The sequence below is a fragment of the Streptomyces sp. NPDC086519 genome, from assembly GCF_040686075.1.
Classification (GTDB): domain Bacteria; phylum Actinomycetota; class Actinomycetes; order Streptomycetales; family Streptomycetaceae; genus Streptomyces; species Streptomyces shenzhenensis.
In genome coordinates, this window is the sequence record NZ_JBFBJL010000007.1 from 1 (window position 1) to 19,546 (window position 19,546).

General features: G+C 72.0%; 18 protein-coding genes. 6 read left to right on the forward strand and 12 right to left on the reverse strand.

Annotated features, from left to right (window positions below):
* A partial coding sequence (locus AB0P24_RS09045) for a hypothetical protein (protein ID WP_365791736.1) occupies window positions 1-216 on the forward strand: 216 nt, incomplete at its 5' end.
* A 471-nt stretch (window positions 217-687) separates the two neighbouring features.
* Window positions 688-1,740 carry a tryptophan--tRNA ligase gene (gene trpS / locus AB0P24_RS09050; protein WP_365791738.1) on the forward strand — a complete coding sequence of 351 codons (1,053 nt, stop codon included), beginning with the start codon at window positions 688-690 and terminating at the stop codon, window positions 1,738-1,740.
* 121 nt (window positions 1,741-1,861) lie between these two features.
* Here the strand turns inward: trpS and proC are convergent, their stop codons facing one another.
* The 7 genes from proC to AB0P24_RS09085 all read right to left on the reverse strand — a co-directional run bounded on the left by proC (window position 1,862) and on the right by AB0P24_RS09085 (window position 6,806).
* A complete protein-coding gene (gene proC / locus AB0P24_RS09055) occupies window positions 1,862-2,674 on the reverse strand; it encodes a pyrroline-5-carboxylate reductase (protein ID WP_365791740.1) in 813 nt (270 codons plus the stop codon).
* 68 nt (window positions 2,675-2,742) lie between these two features.
* Window positions 2,743-3,543: an ABC transporter permease gene (locus AB0P24_RS09060; protein WP_365791742.1), complete on the reverse strand. Its 801-nt coding sequence runs from the start codon at window positions 3,541-3,543 to the stop codon at window positions 2,743-2,745.
* Window positions 3,540-4,349, reverse strand: coding sequence for an ABC transporter ATP-binding protein (locus AB0P24_RS09065; protein WP_365791744.1), 810 nt, complete (start codon window positions 4,347-4,349; stop codon window positions 3,540-3,542). The genes AB0P24_RS09060 and AB0P24_RS09065 overlap by 4 nt, the downstream gene beginning before the upstream one ends.
* A gap of 233 nt (window positions 4,350-4,582) precedes the next feature.
* Window positions 4,583-5,404: a class I SAM-dependent methyltransferase gene (locus tag AB0P24_RS09070; protein ID WP_365791746.1), complete on the reverse strand. Its 822-nt coding sequence runs from the start codon at window positions 5,402-5,404 to the stop codon at window positions 4,583-4,585.
* Between the two features lie 157 nt (window positions 5,405-5,561).
* Window positions 5,562-6,068: an EamA/RhaT family transporter gene (locus tag AB0P24_RS09075; RefSeq protein ID WP_365791748.1), complete on the reverse strand. Its 507-nt coding sequence runs from the start codon at window positions 6,066-6,068 to the stop codon at window positions 5,562-5,564.
* A gap of 54 nt (window positions 6,069-6,122) precedes the next feature.
* Window positions 6,123-6,404 carry an SH3 domain-containing protein gene (locus AB0P24_RS09080; protein WP_365791750.1) on the reverse strand — a complete coding sequence of 94 codons (282 nt, stop codon included), beginning with the start codon at window positions 6,402-6,404 and terminating at the stop codon, window positions 6,123-6,125.
* Between the two features lie 75 nt (window positions 6,405-6,479).
* Window positions 6,480-6,806: an SH3 domain-containing protein gene (locus AB0P24_RS09085; RefSeq protein WP_365791752.1), complete on the reverse strand. Its 327-nt coding sequence runs from the start codon at window positions 6,804-6,806 to the stop codon at window positions 6,480-6,482.
* A 180-nt stretch (window positions 6,807-6,986) separates the two neighbouring features.
* Here AB0P24_RS09085 and AB0P24_RS09090 point away from each other — a divergent pair, with 180 nt between their 5' ends.
* Window positions 6,987-9,116 (forward strand): serine/threonine-protein kinase, encoded by a 2,130-nt coding sequence (locus AB0P24_RS09090; RefSeq protein ID WP_365791754.1) that lies wholly within the window; start codon window positions 6,987-6,989, stop codon window positions 9,114-9,116.
* Window positions 9,117-9,174: 58 nt separating this feature from the next.
* On the opposite strand, the gene ilvD is transcribed toward AB0P24_RS09090, so the two are convergent.
* The 4 genes from ilvD to AB0P24_RS09110 form a co-directional block, all read right to left on the reverse strand.
* A complete protein-coding gene (gene ilvD, locus AB0P24_RS09095; protein ID WP_365791756.1) occupies window positions 9,175-11,028 on the reverse strand; it encodes a dihydroxy-acid dehydratase in 1,854 nt (617 codons plus the stop codon).
* A gap of 116 nt (window positions 11,029-11,144) precedes the next feature.
* Window positions 11,145-11,804, reverse strand: a complete 660-nt coding sequence (locus AB0P24_RS09100) for a TetR family transcriptional regulator (RefSeq protein WP_365791758.1) — start codon at window positions 11,802-11,804, stop codon at window positions 11,145-11,147.
* Window positions 11,801-12,631: a sugar phosphate isomerase/epimerase gene (locus AB0P24_RS09105; RefSeq protein WP_365791760.1), complete on the reverse strand. Its 831-nt coding sequence runs from the start codon at window positions 12,629-12,631 to the stop codon at window positions 11,801-11,803. The genes AB0P24_RS09100 and AB0P24_RS09105 overlap by 4 nt, the downstream gene beginning before the upstream one ends.
* A 96-nt stretch (window positions 12,632-12,727) precedes the next feature.
* A complete protein-coding gene (locus AB0P24_RS09110; RefSeq protein WP_365791762.1) occupies window positions 12,728-13,660 on the reverse strand; it encodes a Ppx/GppA phosphatase family protein in 933 nt (310 codons plus the stop codon).
* 80 nt (window positions 13,661-13,740) lie between these two features.
* Between AB0P24_RS09110 and AB0P24_RS09115 the strand changes: the two genes are divergently transcribed.
* Window positions 13,741-14,607: a hypothetical protein gene (locus AB0P24_RS09115; protein WP_365791764.1), complete on the forward strand. Its 867-nt coding sequence runs from the start codon at window positions 13,741-13,743 to the stop codon at window positions 14,605-14,607.
* Between the two features lie 377 nt (window positions 14,608-14,984).
* Here AB0P24_RS09115 and AB0P24_RS09120 read toward each other — a convergent pair whose 3' ends face one another.
* Window positions 14,985-16,682: a hypothetical protein gene (locus AB0P24_RS09120; protein WP_365791766.1), complete on the reverse strand. Its 1,698-nt coding sequence runs from the start codon at window positions 16,680-16,682 to the stop codon at window positions 14,985-14,987.
* Between the two features lie 207 nt (window positions 16,683-16,889).
* Here AB0P24_RS09120 and radA point away from each other — a divergent pair, with 207 nt between their 5' ends.
* Together radA and disA are read left to right on the forward strand one after the other, a co-directional pair.
* Entirely contained in the window at window positions 16,890-18,299 is a 1,410-nt protein-coding gene (gene radA, locus AB0P24_RS09125; RefSeq protein WP_365791768.1) for a DNA repair protein RadA, read from the forward strand.
* 80 nt (window positions 18,300-18,379) lie between these two features.
* Window positions 18,380-19,504, forward strand: a complete 1,125-nt coding sequence (gene disA / locus AB0P24_RS09130; protein ID WP_365791770.1) for a DNA integrity scanning diadenylate cyclase DisA — start codon at window positions 18,380-18,382, stop codon at window positions 19,502-19,504.
* Window positions 19,505-19,546 lie beyond the last annotated feature (42 nt).

The following is a 19,546-nucleotide window of genomic DNA, read 5'->3' on the forward strand; positions in this document are numbered from 1 at the left end:
CTGGCGTTGACTTTTGGCACGCTGTTGAGTTCTCAAGGAACGGTCGCTTCCTTTGTACTCACCCTCTCGGGCTTTCCTCCGGGCTTCCCTTCGGTCTTGCGTTTCCGACTCTATCAGATCTTTTCTCGACCCGATTTCCTCGGTGCTTTCCAGGTTCCCGCTCTCGCGTTTCCCTTTCCGGCGGTTCCGACTCTATCAGATCCTTTCGGCATCTGATTCCCAGTCAGCGGGTGTTGCCTTCGCGGCCGTTGGCCGTTCCGACGGGTGAGACTTTAGCGGATTCCCGGCCTCCGAGCTAATCGGGGGCCGCGTCCTTTCGAACACGGATTCCTCATTACGCGAATACGCATGCCGAAGCCCTCGACGACGTATCGCCGATTGCTGGTAGGTACTGCGGAATGGCTGTCCGGGGACCGACCGAGGTCGGCGCTCACGTCGGACAACCCGGAGAACAATACGTATCCGGTCGGGGCGTGTCAACTCGCGGCGGGACGGCGCCCCGGGGGCGTAAGGTAGGGGGCATGACTACGCGTACGTGTAACCAGCAGTGGTGGCCCGCCTGACGGCGGCCGCGCTCACGTACGTATTCAACGGCCGCCGCTTCGGCGGCCGTTCGCGTATCTCCCTCCGGAACCTCCGGGGGCCGGCCGCCGGGAGCGGCGGCCTCGGCCAGAAGGTGGAGAGGGAATGACACGGGTCTTCAGCGGCATCAAGCCGACCGGGCACCTGACACTGGGGAACTACCTGGGAGCGATGCGGCAGTGGGCCGCCGTCGACCAGCATCAGTCCGACGCCCTGTTCTGCGTCGTCGACCTGCACGGGATGACCGTGGACCACGACCCGGCCCGGCTGCGCAGACTCACCCGGCAGGCGGCGACGCTGCTGTTGGCGGCGGGGCTGGATCCGGAGCTGTGCACCGTGTTCGTGCAGAGCCATGTCGACGAGCACACCCGGCTGTCGTACGTCATGGAGTGCGTGGCGACCGACGGCGAGATGCGGCGGATGATCCAGTACAAGGAGAAGGTCGCGAGCGAGGGCGCGCGGGGGCGGGGCGTGCGGCTGTCGCTGCTGACGTACCCGGCGCTGATGGCGGCGGACATCCTGGCGTACGGGGCGGACGAGGTGCCGGTCGGGGACGACCAGGCGCAGCACGTGGAGCTGGCGCGGGATCTGGCGGTGCGGTTCAACCAGCGGTACGGGCACACGTTCGTGGTGCCGAAGGCGACCGTGCCGACGGTGGCGGCCCGGGTGATGAACCTGCAGGATCCCTCGTCGAAGATGGGGAAGTCGGACGACTCCGGGCCGGGGATCGTCTATCTCCTCGACGAGCCGGACGTGATCCGGAAGAAGGTCATGCGGGCCGTCACCGACAGCGGGCGGGAGGTCGTGTACGACCGGGAGGAGCGTCCCGGGGTCGCGAACCTGCTGGAGATTCTCGCTGCGTGCACGGGCGGGAACCCTGAGTCACTGGCGACCGTTCACGATTCGTACGGCGCTCTGAAGCAGGCCACCGCGGAGGCGGTGCTGGAGACGCTCAGGCCCGTGCAGGCCAGGCACAAGGAGTTGTGTGCCGATCCGGGATATGTGGAGGAGGTGCTGCGGCATGGGGCGGAGAAGGCTCGGGCGATCGCCCGGCCGATCGTCGATACGGCTTACCGGGCGATCGGGCTGCTGCCGCCCGGCGCCTTCGCCGGCCCGGGGCAGGTGACGGCCGAGCCGGCGTTGGACGCGGCGCGGTAGGCGTGGGGGCCGGTGGCGAGGCGCGATGCGGGGTGCCGGCGCGTCGTGACCTCGCCGCCGAACCCGGCCCGGCGGGGTGACCTCGGATGTGGGCAGGTCGGTGCGTTCGAGGGGCGGGCCGTCAGTCCTTCTTGCCGGAGGCGAGTTCGCGGCTGCGGTCGCGGGCGGCTTCCAGGGCGGCGATGAGGGCGGCGCGGACGCCGTGGTTCTCCAGTTCGCGGATGGCGCTGATGGTGGTGCCGGCGGGGGAGGTGACGTTCTCGCGGAGCTTGACGGGGTGCTCGCCGCTGTCGCGGAGCATCACGGCGGCGCCGATCGCGGACTGGACGATGAGGTCGTGGGCCTTGTCGCGGGGCAGGCCGAGCAGGATGCCGGCGTCGGTCATGGCTTCGACGAGGTAGAAGAAGTACGCCGGGCCCGAGCCGGAGAGGGCGGTGCAGGCGTCCTGCTGGGACTCGGGAACCCGGAGGGTCTTGCCGACAGCGCCGAAGATCTCCTCGGCGTGGGCGAGGTGGCCGGCGGTGGCGTGGCTGCCGGCGGAGATGACGGACATCGCCTCGTCGACGAGGGCGGGGGTGTTCGTCATGACGCGGACGACCGGGGTGCCTGCGGCGAGGCGCTCCTCGAAGAAGGAGGTGGGGATGCCCGCGGCGCCGCTGATGACGAGGCGGTCGGCGGGAAGGTGCGGGGCGAGTTCGTCGAGGAGGGCGCCCATGTCCTGGGGTTTGACCGTGAGGATCAGAGTGTCGGCGGTCTTCGCGGCCTCGGGGTTGGTGACCGGGGTGACTCCGTAGCGGGCGCGGAGTTCTTCGGCTCGTTCGGGGCGGCGGGCGGTGACCAGGAGGTCGGCAGGGGCCCAGCCGGCGCGGATCATTCCGCTGAGCAGGGCTTCGCCGATCTTGCCGGTGCCGAGGACTGCGACTTTCTGACTCATGCGGTTCAGTCTGGCACCGGGGGGTGGGGCGGGGGCCGGTTGTCCGCTGGGCGGACGTCGGCGGTGGGTCAGGCGGTCCGTCGCCTCAGGGTGGCTGCTCCGAGGACCAGGACCAGCACGGCGCAGCCGGCGACGATCAGGACGTCCCGGACGAAGGTGGCGGTCATGTCGGTGTGGCGGAGGACCTCGTTCATGGCGTCGACGGCGTAGGACATGGGGAGGACGTCGGAGATGGCTTCGAGGACGGGGTGCATCTGGGAGCGCGGGGTGAAGAGGCCGCAGAGCAGGAGTTGCGGGAAGATCACCGCGGGCATGAACTGGACCGCCTGGAATTCCGAGGCCGCGAAGGCCGAGACGAAGAGCCCGAGGGCCGTGCCGAGCAGTGCGTCGAGCAGGGCGACCAGGAGCAGGAGCCAGGGAGAGCCGGTGACGTCGAGGCCCAGGAACCAGACGGCGAGGCCGGTGGCGAGGGCCGACTGGATGATCGCGAGGAGGCCGAAGGCGAGGGCGTAGCCGGCGATGAGGTCGGCCTTGCCCAGGGGCATGGCGAGGAGGCGTTCGAGGGTGCCGGAGGTGCGTTCGCGCAGGGTGGCGATGGAGGTCACCAGGAACATCGTGATGAGCGGGAAGATGCCGAGGAGTGAGGCGCCGATGTTGTCGAAGGTGTGCGGACTGCCGTCGAAGACGTAGCGGAGCAGCACCAGCATCAGGCAGGGGACGAGGATCAGCAGCGCGATGGTGCGGGGGTCGTGGCGGAGCTGGCGCAGGACGCGGCCGGCGGTGGCGGTAGTGCGGGAGAGGTTGAGGGCGCTGACGGGGATGGCCGCGGCGCTTCCGGTGGTTCCTGCGGTGGCCGGCTGAGTGGTCATCGTGCCGTTTCCTTCGTGCGGGCGTTGGCGTTGGCTTCGTCGACGAGGTGGAGGAAGGCGGCCTCGACGGTGTCGGAGCCGGTGCGGGTGCGCAGGGCCTCGGGGGCGTCGTCGGCGAGGATCTCGCCCTCGCGCATGAGGAGGAGGCGGTGGCAGCGTTCGGCCTCGTCCATGACGTGGGAGGAGATGAGGAGGGTGGCGCCGCGGGTGGCGGCGATGGAGTGGAAGAGGTTCCAGAGGTCGCGGCGCAGGACGGGGTCGAGGCCGACGGTGGGTTCGTCGAGGACGAGGAGTTCGGGGCTGCCGAGCAGGGCGACGGCGAGGGAGACGCGGTTGCGCTGGCCGCCGGAGAGGTTGCCGGCGAGGGTGTCGGCGTGGCTGGTGAGGTCGACTTCGCCGAGGACGCGGGCGGTGTCGGCGCGGCGGCCGTGGGCGGGGCGGGTGGGGTCGAGGATCGAGCCGAAGTAGTCGAGGTTCTGGCGGATGGTCAGGTCGCCGTAGACGGAGGGGGCTTGGGTGACGTAGCCGATGCGGGTGCGCAGGGAGGGGTGACCGGCGGGGCGGCCGAGGACGTTCAGGGTGCCGGTGACCTTGGCCTGGGTGCCGACGACGGCGCGCATCAGGGTGGACTTGCCGCATCCGGAGGGGCCGAGGAGGCCGGTTATCTGGCCGCGCGGGACGGTGAAGCCGAGGCCGCGGAGGACGGTGCGGGGGCCGCGGACCGCGGTGAGTCCGGCGGCCTCGACGGCGGGGGGCAGGGCTGGGTTGCCGGGGGCCAGGGGTGGCTCCGACGAAGAATTCACCATGTGCTGAATAATGCTCGGGAGGGGGTGGGGCGTCAAGGGGAGAAGGTGGGGTGGGAGCGCCTTCCGGCGCCGGCCGAGCGGCACGGCTGCCCGCGGCTGGTGAGACGCGGCGGGGCAGCGCCTCGTATGGAGCGCGGGGCTGTATGCGGTGTGCGGCTACCGCCGCGTGGGCGCGGCCGGCCCCCGTCGGCCCGCGGCCGAGTCGCTGCCGCGAGCCGACAGGTGGGCGGCGCTCAGGTGTTGAGGGCGACGAGCAGGAGGACGTCGTACGTCTCCTCGACGACGCCGTCGGGGAAGACCTTCAGGAGGTGGGCGCGTTCCTCGGCGAGGAAGGCGGTGCGGCGGGCCTCGGGGGTGACGAGGAACGCCGAGTGGCTGCCGATGTTGGCGAGGTGGGTGTCGACCGGGACCCGGCGGCTCCAGCGCACCACGCGGCGGGCGAACCGGAGTCGGCCGCTGGGGTCGGCGAGATCGGTGCGGTCGGCGGACTTGCTCTGCTCCGCTCTGACGTCGATGCCGAAGAACCGGCTGATGCGGTCGGCGGAGTCGGCGATCCAGTCGACGTCGAGCGCGTCGGTGTTCCACCACAGCGCCAGCGCCCCGCCGGGACGCAGCACGCGCAGCGCTTCCGGCACGGAACGGGCCGTGTCGGTCCAGTGCCACGCCTGGGCGTAGGTGAGGAAGTCGGCGGTGGCGGCGGCGAGCGGGAGGGCGTCGCCGTTGCCGCGGACGATCGGGAGGCCGGGGAGGGTGGCGTGGAACTGCGCCGCCATGCCCTCTCCCGGTTCCACCGCGACCACGTCGGCGCCGCGCGCGTGCAGGAGGGCGGTCGCGATGCCGGTGCCCGCGCCGACGTCGACCACCCGGGCCCCCGTGAGGGAGCGGCCGGCTTCCTCCTCGACGGCGTCGAGGAGGGCGGGCGGGTACGAGGGACGGTTCGCGGCGTACTGGGCCGCGGCGGCGTTGAAGGAGCGGGCGCGTGCGGCGTGGGAGGGAACGGGGGTGGGGGTCGGGGTCGGGTTCCGGGGATGCGACTGCGACTGGCCTGTGGTCATGCGGCCATGGTCCCGGTAGGCGGGACGGGGGCGACAGGGATTTCCGGCGAAGGGATTTCCGGCAGGCGGCTTGGACACGACCGCCGCTCCGCCAGGCCGTCCGGCCGCCGGCCTCAGCGCCTGCGCTCCGCTCTCCCCCGCGACCGGCGGGCCGGCCTCACCGCTTCCGCTTCTTCTTCGACGGGTCGCCCGAGCGGCGGGTGGTGCGGTGTTCGTGTTCCCGGACGGCCGTGTCGTACTCGGCGCGGTGGAGTTTCTCGCCGGGGGCCTCGGTGAGGGAGCGGAAGAAGTAGGCGAGGAGCGAGCCGACGAAGCCGATGGCGAGGAGGCCGCGCAGGGAGGCCTGGCGTTCGGGGTCGGGGCGCTTGCCGAAGGACTCCCAGGTGTTGCGGAAGGCCAGGGCACTGCAGATGGCGAACATCGCGACGACCAGGACGGTCACGAAGGCACCGGTGTCGGCGAGCTGGACGCCCTCGTAGGCGAGGCGGAGGACCAGGCAGGAGACACCGGCGGCGGCGAGCGAGCCCACGGCCACGCCGATCCGGCGGGCGGTGTAGCCGTCGTCGTGGTTCACCCAGGACGTACCGAAGAAACGGAGGGGCTCGGGGCGGGGGCCGCCGACGGAGCCCGCGGGGGTGTCCGGGGTGCCTGGTTCGTCGCTCACGGGACGATTATGGCGCCGGGGGCCGCGGGCTCCGGGGCGGGGTGGTGCGCGAGGTCAGGCGCAGCGGTCGGCCACGTAGCCGTCGCTGCCCGTGTTGACGTAGGCGTCCGAGACGAACTCGCCGTTGTCGATGTTGTCCCAGATGTTCGACGTGCCGTAGTAACCGGACACCGAAGTGCCCGGCGTCTGGCAGAAGATCGGGACCTTGGTGTCCGCGGGGAGGGTCCGGGTGATGCTGTAGCTGGTGCCGGGGCCGCTGCGGACGTTCAGGCGGACGCCCGGGGCGACCGAGTACGTCGATACGGCGGCGGCGACCGAGGCCGCCCCCAGAACCATGAGAAAGGCTCCGGCGGAGCCTGCGAGAAGGATGGAAGCGCGTCGTAAGGGTGTCATCCCAGCCCCCTGGACCGGTCAGGAGCAGCGGTCGGCCACGTAGCCGTCGCTGCCCGTGTTGACGTAGGCGTCTGATACGAACTCGCCGTTGCTGATGTTGTCCCAGATGTTCGACGTGCCGTAGTAACCGGACACCGAAGTGCCCGGCGTCTGGCAGTAGATCGGGACCTTGGCGCCCTCGGGGAGGACGCGGGTGATGTCGTAGCTGGTGCCGGGGCCGCTGCGGACGTTCAGGCGGACGCCCGGGGCGACCGAGTAGTAGCGAACGGTGGTGGCTGCTGCCAGCGTGGTGACGGCCTCTTCCTCGCCGCCGCTCTCGGCTTCCTGTGCGTGATCGACAGACACGTGGTGCTCCCCCCACTGGACCCATGAGTTCCATGGAGTCCCGTTGATTCCCCTGATTCGAGCCACGAAACACACGCCCGTAACTCGCACGCGGAGGCTAGCAAGCCGCCTCTGTCTCGTACGAGTCATCGACTAGGCTCCGTGCGTCGCGCTCCGCGGAAAAAGCACGGGGGTGGTCCCTTGACGCCACAGCGCAACACCGGAGCGGGCGCGGAAGCGGAACTTCCCGAGTACGCCGGGCACTACCGCCTGGAGTCCTGCCTCGGCTCCGGTGGCATGGGCGTGGTGCACCTGGCCCGCAGCACCTCGGGGCTGAAGCTCGCGGTGAAGGTCGTGCACGCCGAGTACGCCAAGGACCGCGAGTTCAGGGGCCGTTTCCGGCAGGAGGTGGCCGCCGCGCGCAAGGTCAGCGGCGCCTTCACCGCACCCGTGGTGGACGCCGATCCCGAGGCCGAACGGCCCTGGATGGCCACCCTCTTCATTCCCGGCCCGACCCTCTCCGAGCACGTGAAGCGGAACGGGCCGATGCCTCCGGCCCAGTTGCGCCGGCTGATGGTGGGACTGGCGGAGGCGTTGCGGGACATTCACCGGGTCGGCGTGGTGCATCGGGATCTGAAGCCGAGCAACGTGCTGCTGGCCGAGGACGGTCCCAAGGTCATCGACTTCGGTATTTCCCGGCCGAAAGACAGCGAACTGCGGACCGAGACGGGAAAGTTGATCGGTACGCCGCCGTTCATGGCGCCGGAGCAGTTCCGGCGGCCGCGTGAAGTGGGGTTCGCCGCCGACATCTTCGCGCTCGGCTCGGTACTGGTGCACGCGGCGACGGGGCGGGGGCCGTTCGACTCGGACAGTCCCTATGTCGTCGCCTACCAGGTCGTCCATGACGAGCCCGACCTCACCGGTGTACCGGAGGAGGTCGCTCCGCTGGTGATGCGCTGCCTCGCCAAGGAGCCCGAGGACCGGCCGACGCCCGACGAACTGATGCGCGCGCTGCGGTCGTTGGCGGCGTCGTACGACACGCAGGCGTTCATACCGGCACAGCGGGCCACGGCCGGTGCCCTCGTCGGTGGCGACACCGGCGAGGCGGCGAAGCCGGAGCCGCCGAAGGCGGAGAAGCCGCTGAAGGCGCGCAGACCACGGCTCGGCAGGCGGGTCGCCTTGGCCACCGGTGCCGTCGTCCTCGCGCTCGGCGCGGTCGTGGCCCTGGTCGAGTGGGTCGCCGGGAGCACCCCGCAACCGCGGGCGAGCAGTCCGAGGACGACGCCCGCCGCCTTCTCCGCGTGGCAGGCGAAACCCGTCGCCAAGGGCACGGCCACTCCCCAGTGTGCCACTGGCGAGGGAAGGTTGTTCTGCACCGAGGCGTCGGTGGCGTTCGCCCTGGACCCGGTGACGGGTGCGGTGCTGTGGCGGCACTCCGTCGCGAACGCCCACTGGAACCGGCCCCCCGTCCTCTCCGGCGGGCTCGTCCAGCTCGTCACGGACGGGGCCCGGCGTGTGGTGGCGCTCGACCCCGACTCGGGCAAAAGCCGATGGCAGCGCGATCTGCCCGAGAACAGTGGGATGGAGTACGCCCGCGGCATGCTCCTGCTCACGCGCGCGGACGGCACGGTCACCGGCGTGGACAGCGCGACCGGCACCCCCAGGTGGAGCCGGTCGACCGGGGTTCACGGCACGGCGCGGATCGACTTCTTTCCCACGGATCCGTCCTCGGCGTTTGTGACCAGTACGTCCGCGGACGGGACCAGCACCCACGTCACGGCCCTGGATCCGGCCACCGGAGACGTCCGGGGGGACACCCGGCTGCAGGGACGGCTGACGCCGGTCGGCACGCAGGACGGGGCGGTTCTGCTGCTGTCCGCCGATCCGGTGTACGGCGACACGGACGCCGTGGTCCGCTACGCCCCGCAGTCCGGAGCCACCCGCCGGGTCAAACTGCCCGTACCGCGTGAGGACGCGCAGGCCGGGGTGCAGGGCGACGTGGTCTACGTGCTGGCCGCCACCGGCTCGCTGGACGCCGTCGACATGAGGGCCGGCAGGCGCACGTGGCACGCGGAGACCTCGGTGAGCCGCGGCTCGGCACCCGTCGCCGACGGCCGGCACGTGTACTTCTCCGCTGCCGACGGCCGGCTCATGGCCGTGAACGCACGTACCGGAGCGGTCGCCGGACAGACCTCGGCCCGCTTCGGGACGGCCTCGGGCGGAATCGCCACCTCGGTGCCCGCCCCCCTGCTCCTGGACGGCCACCTCTACGCCGCCGCCCCCGACGGCACCGTCTTCGCCGTGGACGCGGCGGATCCCGCCGGCTGGTGAGGGCGGACGAAGGGGCCGCCCCCGCGAGGGAGGCGGCCCCCAGGGCGCTGCGGCGGTGTCAGCCGAGCTTCGTCACGTCGCGCACCGCGCCCTTGTCGGCGCTGGTGGCCATCGCGGCGTAGGCGCGCAGGGCCGCCGAGACCTTGCGGTCGCGGTTCTTCGGGGCGTACACGCCGTTCAGGGCCTGCTCGCGGCGGGACAGCTCCGCCTCCTCGACGAGGAGCTCGATGGTGCGGTTCGGGATGTCGATGCGGATGCGGTCGCCGTTCTCGACGAGGGCGATGGTGCCGCCGGAGGCCGCCTCCGGGGAGGCGTGGCCGATGGAGAGGCCCGAGGTGCCGCCGGAGAAGCGGCCGTCGGTGATCAGGGCGCAGGACTTTCCGAGGCCGCGGCCCTTGAGGAAGGACGTCGGGTAGAGCATCTCCTGCATGCCGGGGCCGCCCTTGGGACCCTCGTAGCGGATGACGACCACGTCGCCTTCCGTGACCTGCTTGTTGAGGATCTTCTCGACGGCCTCTTCCTGCGACTCGCAGACGACCGCGGGGCCCTCGAAGGTCCAGATGGACTCGTCGACGCCGGCCGTCTTGACGACGCAGCCGTCGACGGCGAGGTTGCCCTTGAGGACCGCGAGTCCGCCGTCCTTGGAGTACGCGTGCTCGACGCTGCGGATGCAGCCCTCCGCCGCGTCCTCGTCCAGGGCCGCCCAGCGCTCGGACTGGGAGAAGGCCTCGGCGGAGCGGACGCAGCCCGGGGCCGCGTGCCACAGCTCGACCGCCTCGGGGGACGGGGAGCCGCCCCGCACGTCCCAGGTCTTCAGCCAGTCCGCGAGGGACGGGCTGTGGACGGAGTGGACGTCCTCGTTGAGGAGGCCGCCGCGGTGCAGCTCGCCGAGGAGGGCGGGGATGCCGCCGGCGCGGTGCACGTCCTCCATGTAGTACGTGCGGGTCTTGGCGACGTTCGGGGCGACCTTGGCGAGGCAGGGCACCCGGCGGGAGACCGCGTCGATCTCCGGGAGGCCGAAGGGGACGCCCGCCTCCTGGGCGGCGGCCAGCAGGTGCAGGATCGTGTTGGTGGAGCCGCCCATCGCGATGTCCAGGGCCATCGCGTTCTCGAACGCGGCGAAGGTCGCGATGCTGAGCGGCAGGACCGTCTCGTCGTCCTGCTCGTAGTAGCGGCGGGTGAGGTCCATGACCGTGCGGGCCGCGTCGACGTAGAGCTGCTTACGGGCCGTGTGGGTGGCGAGGACCGAGCCGTTGCCGGGGAGGGAGAGGCCGATGGCCTCCGTCAGGCAGTTCATCGAGTTGGCGGTGAACATGCCGGAGCAGGAGCCACAGGTCGGACAGGCGTTCTCCTCGATCCTGAGGACGTCCGCGTCGGAGACGTTCTCGTTCGCCGCCTCGACCATCGCGTCGATCAGGTCGAGGGTGCGGACCGTGCCGTCCACGAGGGTCGCGCGGCCGGCCTCCATGGGTCCGCCGGAGACGAAGACCGTCGGGATGTTCAGGCGCAGGGCGGCCATGAGCATGCCGGGGGTGATCTTGTCGCAGTTGGAGATGCAGACCAGGGCGTCGGCGCAGTGCGCCTCGACCATGTACTCGACCGAGTCCGCGATCAGGTCGCGGGAGGGGAGGGAGTACAGCATGCCGCCGTGGCCCATCGCGATGCCGTCGTCGACGGCGATCGTGTTGAACTCGCGCGGGATACCGCCCGCCTCCGTGATCGCCTCGGAGACGATCCGGCCGACCGGTTGCAGGTGGGTGTGGCCCGGCACGAACTCCGTGAAGGAGTTCGCGACGGCGATGATCGGCTTGCGGCCGATGTCCGCACCGGGTACACCGGAGGCGCGCATAAGGGCGCGGGCGCCCGCCATGTTGCGGCCGTGGGTGACTGTGCGGGACCTCAGCTCGGGCATCGTCGCTCGCTCCTTCAGACAGATAGGGCTGCCAACGAGCGTACGCCCGTCGTTCAGGCCTCGGGACGAGGTGTCCGGGATGCGGGACGCGTGTCTCGGAGCCGAGGGAGAGTGGGTCAGGGCCCGGTCAGGTGCCCCTGCACCACCGGGGCGACCCGTGTCACGAGCTGCTCCAGGTCCGCCGACGCCAACGGCTCCAGCTTGATCACGTAACGCATCATCGCGCACCCCACCAGCTGCGCCGCGGCCAGCTCGGCGCGCAGCTCCCCGTCGGGCAGGTCCAGCTGCTCCGCGACACGGCGCAGCAGCTGGGTGGCGATCAGGCGGCGGAAGACGGCGGCGGCCGTGTCGTTGTTGACGGCGGAGCGGAGGATCGCGAGGAGCGGGGTACGGGTGGTGGGGTTCTCCCAGATGCCGAAGACGAACCGGGTCAGACGCTCGCCGACGCCCTCCAGCGGGCCGTCGGCGATGGCGGTGGGCGCGTTGAGCGCGGGGGCGAAAGCGACCGAGACGGCGGCCTCGAAGATCTGCTCCTTGGTGCCGAAATAGTGGTGGACCAGGGCGGAGTCGACGCCGGCGGCCTTGGCGATGGCGCGTACGGACGTCTTCTCGTACCCGCGTTCGGAGAACTCCTCGCGGGCGGTGGCGAGGATACGGTCCCGGGTGCCGGCCGACTCGGTACGCGGGGGCCGGCCGCGGCGCCGGACGCCGGTGCCGCCTGCGGTGCCGCCGTTCCCCGTGCCGCCGTTCCCCGTGCCGTCTGCGGTACGGGTCATCGGCGGGGCACCTTCACCGCCGAGGCCAGGTGCAGGCGGGTGAAGGCCAGGGCCTCCGCGAGGTCCGCCTCGCGCTCCGCGCCGGACATCGCGCGCCGGGTGTTGACCTCGATGACGACATGCCCGTCGAACCCGGTGACCGCGAGCCGCTCCAGCAGTTCGGCGCAGGGCTGGGTGCCGCGGCCGGGCACCAGGTGCTCGTCCTTGGCGGAGCCGCGGCCGTCGGCGAGGTGGACATGGCCGAGCCGGCCGCCCATCCGGTCGAGCATGGCGAGCGCGTCGACGCGGGACGTCGAGGCGTGGCTGAGGTCGATCGTGAAGTGCCGGTAGTCGTCCTTGGTGACGTCCCAGTCGGGGGCGTACGCGAGCATCTCGCGGTCGCGGTAGCGCCAGGGGTACATGTTCTCCACCGCGAACCGCACATCGGTCTCGTTCGCCATGCGCCAGATCCCCTCGACGAAGTCGCGGGCGTACTGGCGCTGCCAGCGGAACGGGGGGTGGACGACGACTGTGCTCGCGCCCAGCTTCTCGGCGGCGGACCGGGCCCGCCGGAGCTTGACCCAGGGGTCGGTGGACCAGACCCGCTGGGTGATCAGCAGACAGGGCGCGTGCACGGCGAGGATCGGGATGCGGTGGTACTCGCTCAGCCGCCGCAGGGCCTCGATGTCCTGGCTGACCGGGTCGGTCCACACCATGACCTCGACGCCGTCGTAACCGAGGCGCGCGGCGATCTCGAAGGCCGTCGCCGTCGACTCCGGGTAGACGGAGGCCGTGGAGAGCGCGACCTTCGCATCCGGGATGCGGACGACGTCCCTTGGGTTTGCCACGAGGGACAGGTTACGGGGTGGGGGCCAGTGGACAGGGGGCGCCTGCTCCCCGGTGTGACCGGCGTCGCGTCGGCGAAGGGACCGGCGAAGGCGCGGTCACGCCGTACCCATGTGATCGAGGCGCCGCAGGATGACTCCCTCCCTCAGGGCCCACGGACACACCTCCAGGTTCTCCACCTCGAAGAGGTCCATCGCGGCCTCCGCCACCAGGGCGCCCGCCACCAGCTGGCCCGACCGGCCGTCCGACACTCCCGGGAGTGCGGAGCGCTGGGCCGTGGTCATGGCCCCGAGCCTCGGGACCCAGGTCTCCAGGGAGCTCCGCTTGAGTTCGCGCTGGACGTAGAGGCCGTCGGCGGAGCGGGCCGCGCCGGCGATGCGGGCCAGCTGCTTGAAGGTCTTGGAGGTGGCGACCACGTGGTCGGGGGCGCCGAAGCGGCTGAACTCGCCGATCGTTCGGGCGATCTCGGCGCGTACATGGCGACGCAGCGCCCGTATGTCGCCGGCGGACGGCGGGTCGCCGGGGAGCCAGCCCGCGGTGAGCCGGCCGGCGCCGAGCGGCAGCGAGACGGCCGCGTCCGGCTCCTCGTCGATGCCGTACGCGATCTCCAGGGAGCCGCCGCCGATGTCCAGGACCAGCAGCTTCCCGGCGGACCAGCCGAACCAGCGGCGGGCCGCGAGGAAGGTCAGGCGGGCCTCCTCGGCGCCGCTGAGGACCTGGAGTTCGACACCGGTGTCGGCCTTCACGCGCGCGAGGACGTCGTCGGCGTTGCTGGCCTCGCGCACGGCGGAGGTGGCGAACGGCAGCAGGTCCTCGACGCCCTTGTCCTCCGCGGCCTGGAGGGCGTCCTTGACGACACCGACCAGTTTCTCGACGCCGTCGGGGCCGATCGCCCCGTTGCCGTCCAGAAGTTGGGCAAGGCGCAGCTCCGCCTTGTGCGAATGCGCCGGAAGGGGGCGCGCGCCGGGGTGCGCGTCCACCACCAGCAGGTGCACCGTGTTGGATCCCACGTCGAGGACACCGAGTCTCATGTACGGAACTGTACGGAACACTGCTGCCGACAGGCCCTGAGCGGTGCCCGCAGCCGTTCTCGGCGACTTACCCTTGACAGGTGCCAAAGACGAAAAACACGAAGGACCACAAGGCCGCCAAATCAGCCGACGGTCCTTCGGGCGTGAAGCCACCGAAGCGGCCGAAGGCGGCGACGCTGTCGAAGAAGGCTCTGGCCGCGGACGAGAAGGGTCTCGACTTCGCGCGCGCGTGGGTGGAGTTCCCGGATCCGGCGGACGACGAGCAGGTGTTCCGCTGTGATCTGACCTGGCTGACCTCCCGCTGGAACTGCGTCTTCGGCAGCGGCTGCCAGGGCATCCAGGCGGGCCGCGCGGACGACGGCTGCTGCACGCTGGGCGCGCACTTCTCCGACGAGGACGACGAGAAGCGGGTCGCCGGGCATGTGGCGCGGCTCACGCCGGACATCTGGCAGCACCACGCCGAGGGCACCGAGCACGGCTGGGTCTCGGAGGACGAGGAGGGCTCCCGCCAGACCCGTCCCTTCAACGGCTCGTGCATCTTCCAGAACCGGCCCGGCTTCGCGGGCGGCGCGGGCTGCTCGCTGCACATCCTGGCGCTGCGGGAGGGCCGCGAGCCGCTGGAGACCAAGCCGGACGTCTGCTGGCAGCTCCCGATCCGCCGCACGTACGACTGGATCGACCGCCCCGACGACACGCGCGTCCTGCAGATCTCGATCGGCGAGTACGACCGCAGGGGCTGGGGCCCGGGCGGCCACGACCTGCACTGGTGGTGCACCTCGGCCACCTCGGCGCACGGCGCGGGCGACCCGGTGTACCTCTCGTACCGGCCGGAACTGACCGAACTGATGGGCAAGGCAGGGTACGACCGCCTGGCCGAACTGTGCGAGGCCCGCCTGGCTTCGCAGTCGCCACTGCTGGCCCCGCATCCGGCGGATCCCACCAACTGACCCCACGCCGACGCCCCGCCAGGCACACGCGGAACCACGCCCCCTCCCACCCGACACCCACCGAGCCGCCCCTTCAGGGGCGCGGGGAACTGCGCCACCAGCCACAACCGCGCCGCACCCGCCAGGCACACAAGGAACGCGACCCTCCCACCCGACGCCCACCGAGGCGCCCCTTCAGGGGCGCGGGGAACTGCGCGACCAGCCACCACGGCGCCGCACCCGCCAGGCACACAAGGAACGCGCCCCTCCCACCCGACACCCACCGAGGCGCCCCTTCAGGGGCGCGGGGAACTGCGCGACCAGCCACCACGGCGCCGCACCCGCCACCGCACCCGCACCGCACCGCACCGCACCGCACCGCACCGCACCCGCAATGCTCACGGAGTCGGCGGTGGGCCCTCGCTGTCGGGAGCCGTCGGTGATGCCGACCCCGTCGGGCTCCCCGGGTCTGACGCGCTCGGCGTGGGCGACGCCGACGTCGGCGGCTCACTGACCGGCGGTGTCGGCTCGGCGGACGCCGAATCGGTCGGCGTCGGCGTCGGTCTCCCCGGAGGCGGCGGCTGAGGCCCCCGACGCGGCGGCGGAGCCGTCCCGTACCCGCTGATCGACACCACCGCCCCCGCCGGCGCCACCGCCACCCGCGCGCCCCAGCGCCCGGCCGGCTCCCGCAGATGATCGACGTACACCTTGATCGTGAACGACTCTCCCGGCCGCAGCGTTCCCGACGGCCGGGAGAAGTACAGCCAGCTCGCCGGGGTGGTCACCGACCACCGCACCGCCGCGTCCCCGGACGCCGCCAGCGTGATCAGCGTCGTGTCGCCGTCGTTCGCGGCCGTCACCGCGAGGTGTCCCGAGCCGACCGCCTTCCGGTCGGCTCCGCCGACGCTGATCACCTCCACCGACACATCGGCCTTGCCGTCCTTGCCGACGCGCGGTCCGGGTCTGGTGCTGGCGTTGCCGGCGTTCTCGTAGCCCCCGGCCGTGTCGCCGCCGAGCGCGTCGGGGCCGGCGGCCTCCCGCACGCTCGCGGACGTCCCGTCGTGGCCCTCCCCGGCCGGCGAGCCCCGGTACGCCGCCCACAGGGCCAGCACCGGCGCCGCGACCACCGTGGCGACGACGGTCGTCGTGACGGCACGCGCGCGTAGCCGGTCGCGGCGGGCCGCGTGGTCCTTGGGGTCCATCGGGAAGCCGCGCCGGTCGAAGCGGGGGGCGGCGGCGCCACGCGCGCGTGGCTGATGCGCCATGGCCATGTGCAGGGCCGCGCGGGGCGCCTCCAGGACGGGCAGCTCGGCGGGCGTGGTCATCGCGCCGGGCCACCGGCCGGGAGCCGCGCGTTCGGCGGTGCGGCGGCAGCGCGGGCAGTCGTCGACGTGCCGGACCAGTTCCCGGCGCAGGGCGCTGCTGAGGACGAGCTGGCTGTCGCCGGTGAGGTGGGACACGCTCGGGCAGCCGCCGGTCTCGACGACGGCGAGGGCCGCGCGGGTGCGTTCCACCTCGCAGGCGGCGGAGGCGAGCAGCTCCCGGGCGCCGGCCAGGTCCATGCCGAGGACGGCGGCGACCTCGTGGGCGGCGAGGTGGTGGCGGACGGCGAGTTCGAGCGCCTCGCGCTGCTCGGGGGTGGTGCCGGCGGCCTCGGGCCAGGCGAGCAGGGCGAGTTCGCGACGCCGTTGCTCCTGGGTGTCGGCGGGGACCCCGGGGTCGGGGGCGGGGGTGGGGGGCCGGCCCGCCGCGTGGGTGGCCTGACGTTTCTGCTTGGCCTGGGCGAGGCCGCGCAGACAGGCCCAGCGGGTCAGCGCGTACAGCCAGGCCCTGCGGTCCCCGGCGGCCTCCGGGACGCGCTGGCCGCGCCGCTCGGCGAGGGCGAGGACGTCCCCGAGCGCGGCGACGGCCGCGTCGTGGTCGCACAGCACCGAGAGGCAGTAGGTGAACAGGCCGTCCAGGTACGGTTCGTAGCGCGCCGGCGGTCGCTGCGCCAGCGCACGCGCCGCCGTACGATCACGCGCCGCGCGCGCCTCCCGGTGTGCCCGGTGCGCGCCTGTCGTTCGGGCCGAGGTCTCCGCACTGCTGCTCATCACCCGTGCGACCGTAGGCGGCCCTGTATCGCCCCTTCTGGCGGCTTGACCACTTTTAATCCGTACGGGTGAAACGATCCCTCAAAAGGGGACAGGAACGTGTTCTACCGTGGCTCGTTCCCGTCTCGGGGTGGCCGGGACCGGTCCACCCACACCTGTCACACGGACCACTGTCGGCCCACTGTCAGTGGCGGGGGCTACGGTTTCCGCATGGCTGCCCGTACCAAGACCTCGAAGGACCGTCCGTCCTACCGCTGCACCGAGTGCGGCTGGCAGACGGCCAAGTGGCTCGGCCGGTGCGCCGAGTGCCAGGCGTGGGGGACGGTCGAGGAGTACGGCACGCCCGCCGTCCGGACGACGGCCCCCGGCCGGGTCACCACCTCCGCGGTGCCCATCGGCCAGGTCGACGGCCGTCAGGCCACCGCCCGCACCACCGGCGTGCCCGAGCTGGACCGGGTCCTCGGCGGCGGCCTGGTCCCCGGCGCGGTGGTGCTGCTCGCCGGCGAGCCCGGCGTCGGCAAGTCCACCCTCCTCCTCGACGTGGCGGCCAAGTCGGCCAGTGACGAGCACCGCACCCTCTATGTCACCGGCGAGGAGTCGGCCAGCCAGGTCCGGCTGCGCGCCGACCGCATCGGCGCCATCGACGACCACCTCTACCTCGCCGCCGAGACCGATCTGGCCGCCGTCCTCGGTCACTTGGACGCGGTGAAGCCGTCACTGCTGGTCCTGGACTCCGTACAGACGGTCGCCTCCCCGGAGATCGACGGCGCCCCCGGCGGCATGGCCCAGGTCCGCGAGGTGGCCGGGGCGCTCATCCGCGCCTCCAAGGAGCGGGGCATGTCCACCCTGCTCGTGGGCCATGTCACCAAGGACGGCGCGATCGCCGGCCCCCGCCTGCTGGAACACCTGGTGGACGTCGTCCTGCACTTCGAGGGCGACCGGCACGCCCGCCTGCGCCTGGTCCGGGGCGTCAAGAACCGCTACGGCGCCACCGACGAGGTCGGCTGCTTCGAACTGCACGACGAGGGCATCACGGGCCTCGCCGACCCCAGCGGGCTTTTCCTGACCCGACGTGCCGAACCGGTCCCCGGCACCTGCCTGACCGTCACCCTGGAGGGCCGCCGCCCCCTGGTCGCCGAGGTGCAGGCGCTGACGGTCGACTCCCAGATCCCCTCCCCGCGCCGGACCACCTCCGGCCTGGAGACCTCCCGGGTCTCGATGATGCTGGCCGTCCTGGAGCAGCGCGGCCGGATCAGCGCGCTCGGCAAGCGGGACATCTACTCCGCGACGGTCGGCGGGGTGAAGCTCTCCGAGCCCGCGGCCGACCTGGCCATCGCCCTCGCCCTGGCCTCCGCCGCCAGCGACACCCCGCTCCCGAAGAACCTGGTCGCCATCGGCGAGGTGGGCCTCGCGGGCGAGGTCAGACGGGTCACCGGGGTCCAGCGCAGGCTCGCGGAGGCGCACCGGCTCGGCTTCACGCACGCGCTCGTGCCGGGCGATCCCGGCAAGATCCCGGCGGGCATGAAGGTCCTCGAAGTCGCCGACATGGGGGATGCGCTGCGGGTGCTGCCGCGCTCCCGTCGCCGAGAGGCCCCACGGGAGGCGGAGGAGCGCCGGTAGACTTTGCCCTGGTCTCGCCCGTCCGTACGAACCGAGTGCGGGGACGGCAGCGCCTCAGAACCTGCGACCGGAGGAGTGCAGTGGCAGCCAACGACCGGGCAGGAGCTCCCGGAAAGTCCGGTGGGAGTGCCGGTTCCGATGGCCTGATGCGCGCCTCGCTGAGCGCCGTGGCTCCGGGCACGTCCATGCGGGACGGCCTGGAGCGGGTCCTCCGCGGCAACACGGGCGGGCTGATCGTCCTCGGCTTCGACAAGACGGTCGAGGCGATGTGCACGGGCGGTTTCGTGCTGGATGTCGAGTTCACGGCGACCCGGCTGCGTGAGCTGTGCAAACTCGACGGCGGCATCGTGATCTCCTCCGACCTGTCGAAGATCCTGCGGGCGGGCGTGCAGTTCGTGCCCGACGCGAGGATCCCCACGGAGGAAACGGGCACCCGCCACCGCACGGCGGACCGCGTCTCCAAGCAGGTCGGCTTCCCGGTGGTCTCGGTCTCCCAGTCGATGCGGCTGATCGCGCTGTACGTCGACGGTCAGCGCCGCGTCCTGGAGGACTCGGCGGCGATCCTCTCCCGCGCGAACCAGGCGCTGGCGACGCTGGAGCGGTACAAGCTCCGCCTGGACGAGGTCGCGGGCACGCTGTCGGCGCTGGAGATCGAGGACCTGGTGACGGTCCGCGACGTGTCCGCCGTCGCGCAGCGCCTTGAGATGGTCCGCCGGATCGCCACGGAGATCGCCGAGTACGTGGTCGAACTGGGCACCGACGGGCGGCTTCTCGCCCTCCAGCTGGACGAGCTGATCGCCGGGGTCGAGCCGGAGCGCGAGCTGGTGGTCCGGGACTATGTGCCCGAGCCGACGGCGAAACGCTCCCGTACGGTCGATGAGGCGCTGTCCGAGCTGGACGCCCTCAGCCATGCGGAGCTGCTGGAACTGCCGACGGTGGCGCGGGCGTTGGGGTACACGGGGTCGCCGGAGGCGCTGGACTCCGCGGTGTCGCCGCGCGGCTTCCGGCTGCTGGCGAAGGTGCCGAGGCTGCCGGGGGCGATCATCGACCGGCTGGTGGAGCACTTCGGTGGCCTACAGAAGCTGCTCGCCGCGAGCGTCGATGACCTCCAGACCGTGGACGGCGTCGGTGAGGCCCGCGCCCGAAGCGTGCGCGAGGGGCTGTCCCGGCTGGCGGAGTCTTCGATTCTTGAACGGTATGTCTGATTTCGCCGTTTGACTCGGCAGTTCGCGTTGCGAGGCGGCCGC

Coding starts and splice junctions, on each gene's coding strand:
- AB0P24_RS09100 (WP_365791758.1), bottom strand. CDS start 11,804: ATGACCCGTACCGCAGACGGCACGGGGAACGGCGGCACGGGGAACGGC.
- AB0P24_RS09070 (WP_365791746.1), bottom strand. CDS start 5,404: ATGACCACAGGCCAGTCGCAGTCGCATCCCCGGAACCCGACCCCGACC.
- AB0P24_RS09065 (WP_365791744.1), bottom strand. CDS start 4,349: ATGGTGAATTCTTCGTCGGAGCCACCCCTGGCCCCCGGCAACCCAGCC.
- AB0P24_RS09060 (WP_365791742.1), bottom strand. CDS start 3,543: ATGACCACTCAGCCGGCCACCGCAGGAACCACCGGAAGCGCCGCGGCC.
- AB0P24_RS09110 (WP_365791762.1), bottom strand. CDS start 13,660: ATGAGACTCGGTGTCCTCGACGTGGGATCCAACACGGTGCACCTGCTG.
- radA (WP_365791768.1), top strand. CDS start 16,890: ATGGCTGCCCGTACCAAGACCTCGAAGGACCGTCCGTCCTACCGCTGC.
- AB0P24_RS09080 (WP_365791750.1), bottom strand. CDS start 6,404: ATGGTTCTGGGGGCGGCCTCGGTCGCCGCCGCCGTATCGACGTACTCG.
- proC (WP_365791740.1), bottom strand. CDS start 2,674: ATGAGTCAGAAAGTCGCAGTCCTCGGCACCGGCAAGATCGGCGAAGCC.
- ilvD (WP_365791756.1), bottom strand. CDS start 11,028: ATGCCCGAGCTGAGGTCCCGCACAGTCACCCACGGCCGCAACATGGCG.
- trpS (WP_365791738.1), top strand. CDS start 688: ATGACACGGGTCTTCAGCGGCATCAAGCCGACCGGGCACCTGACACTG.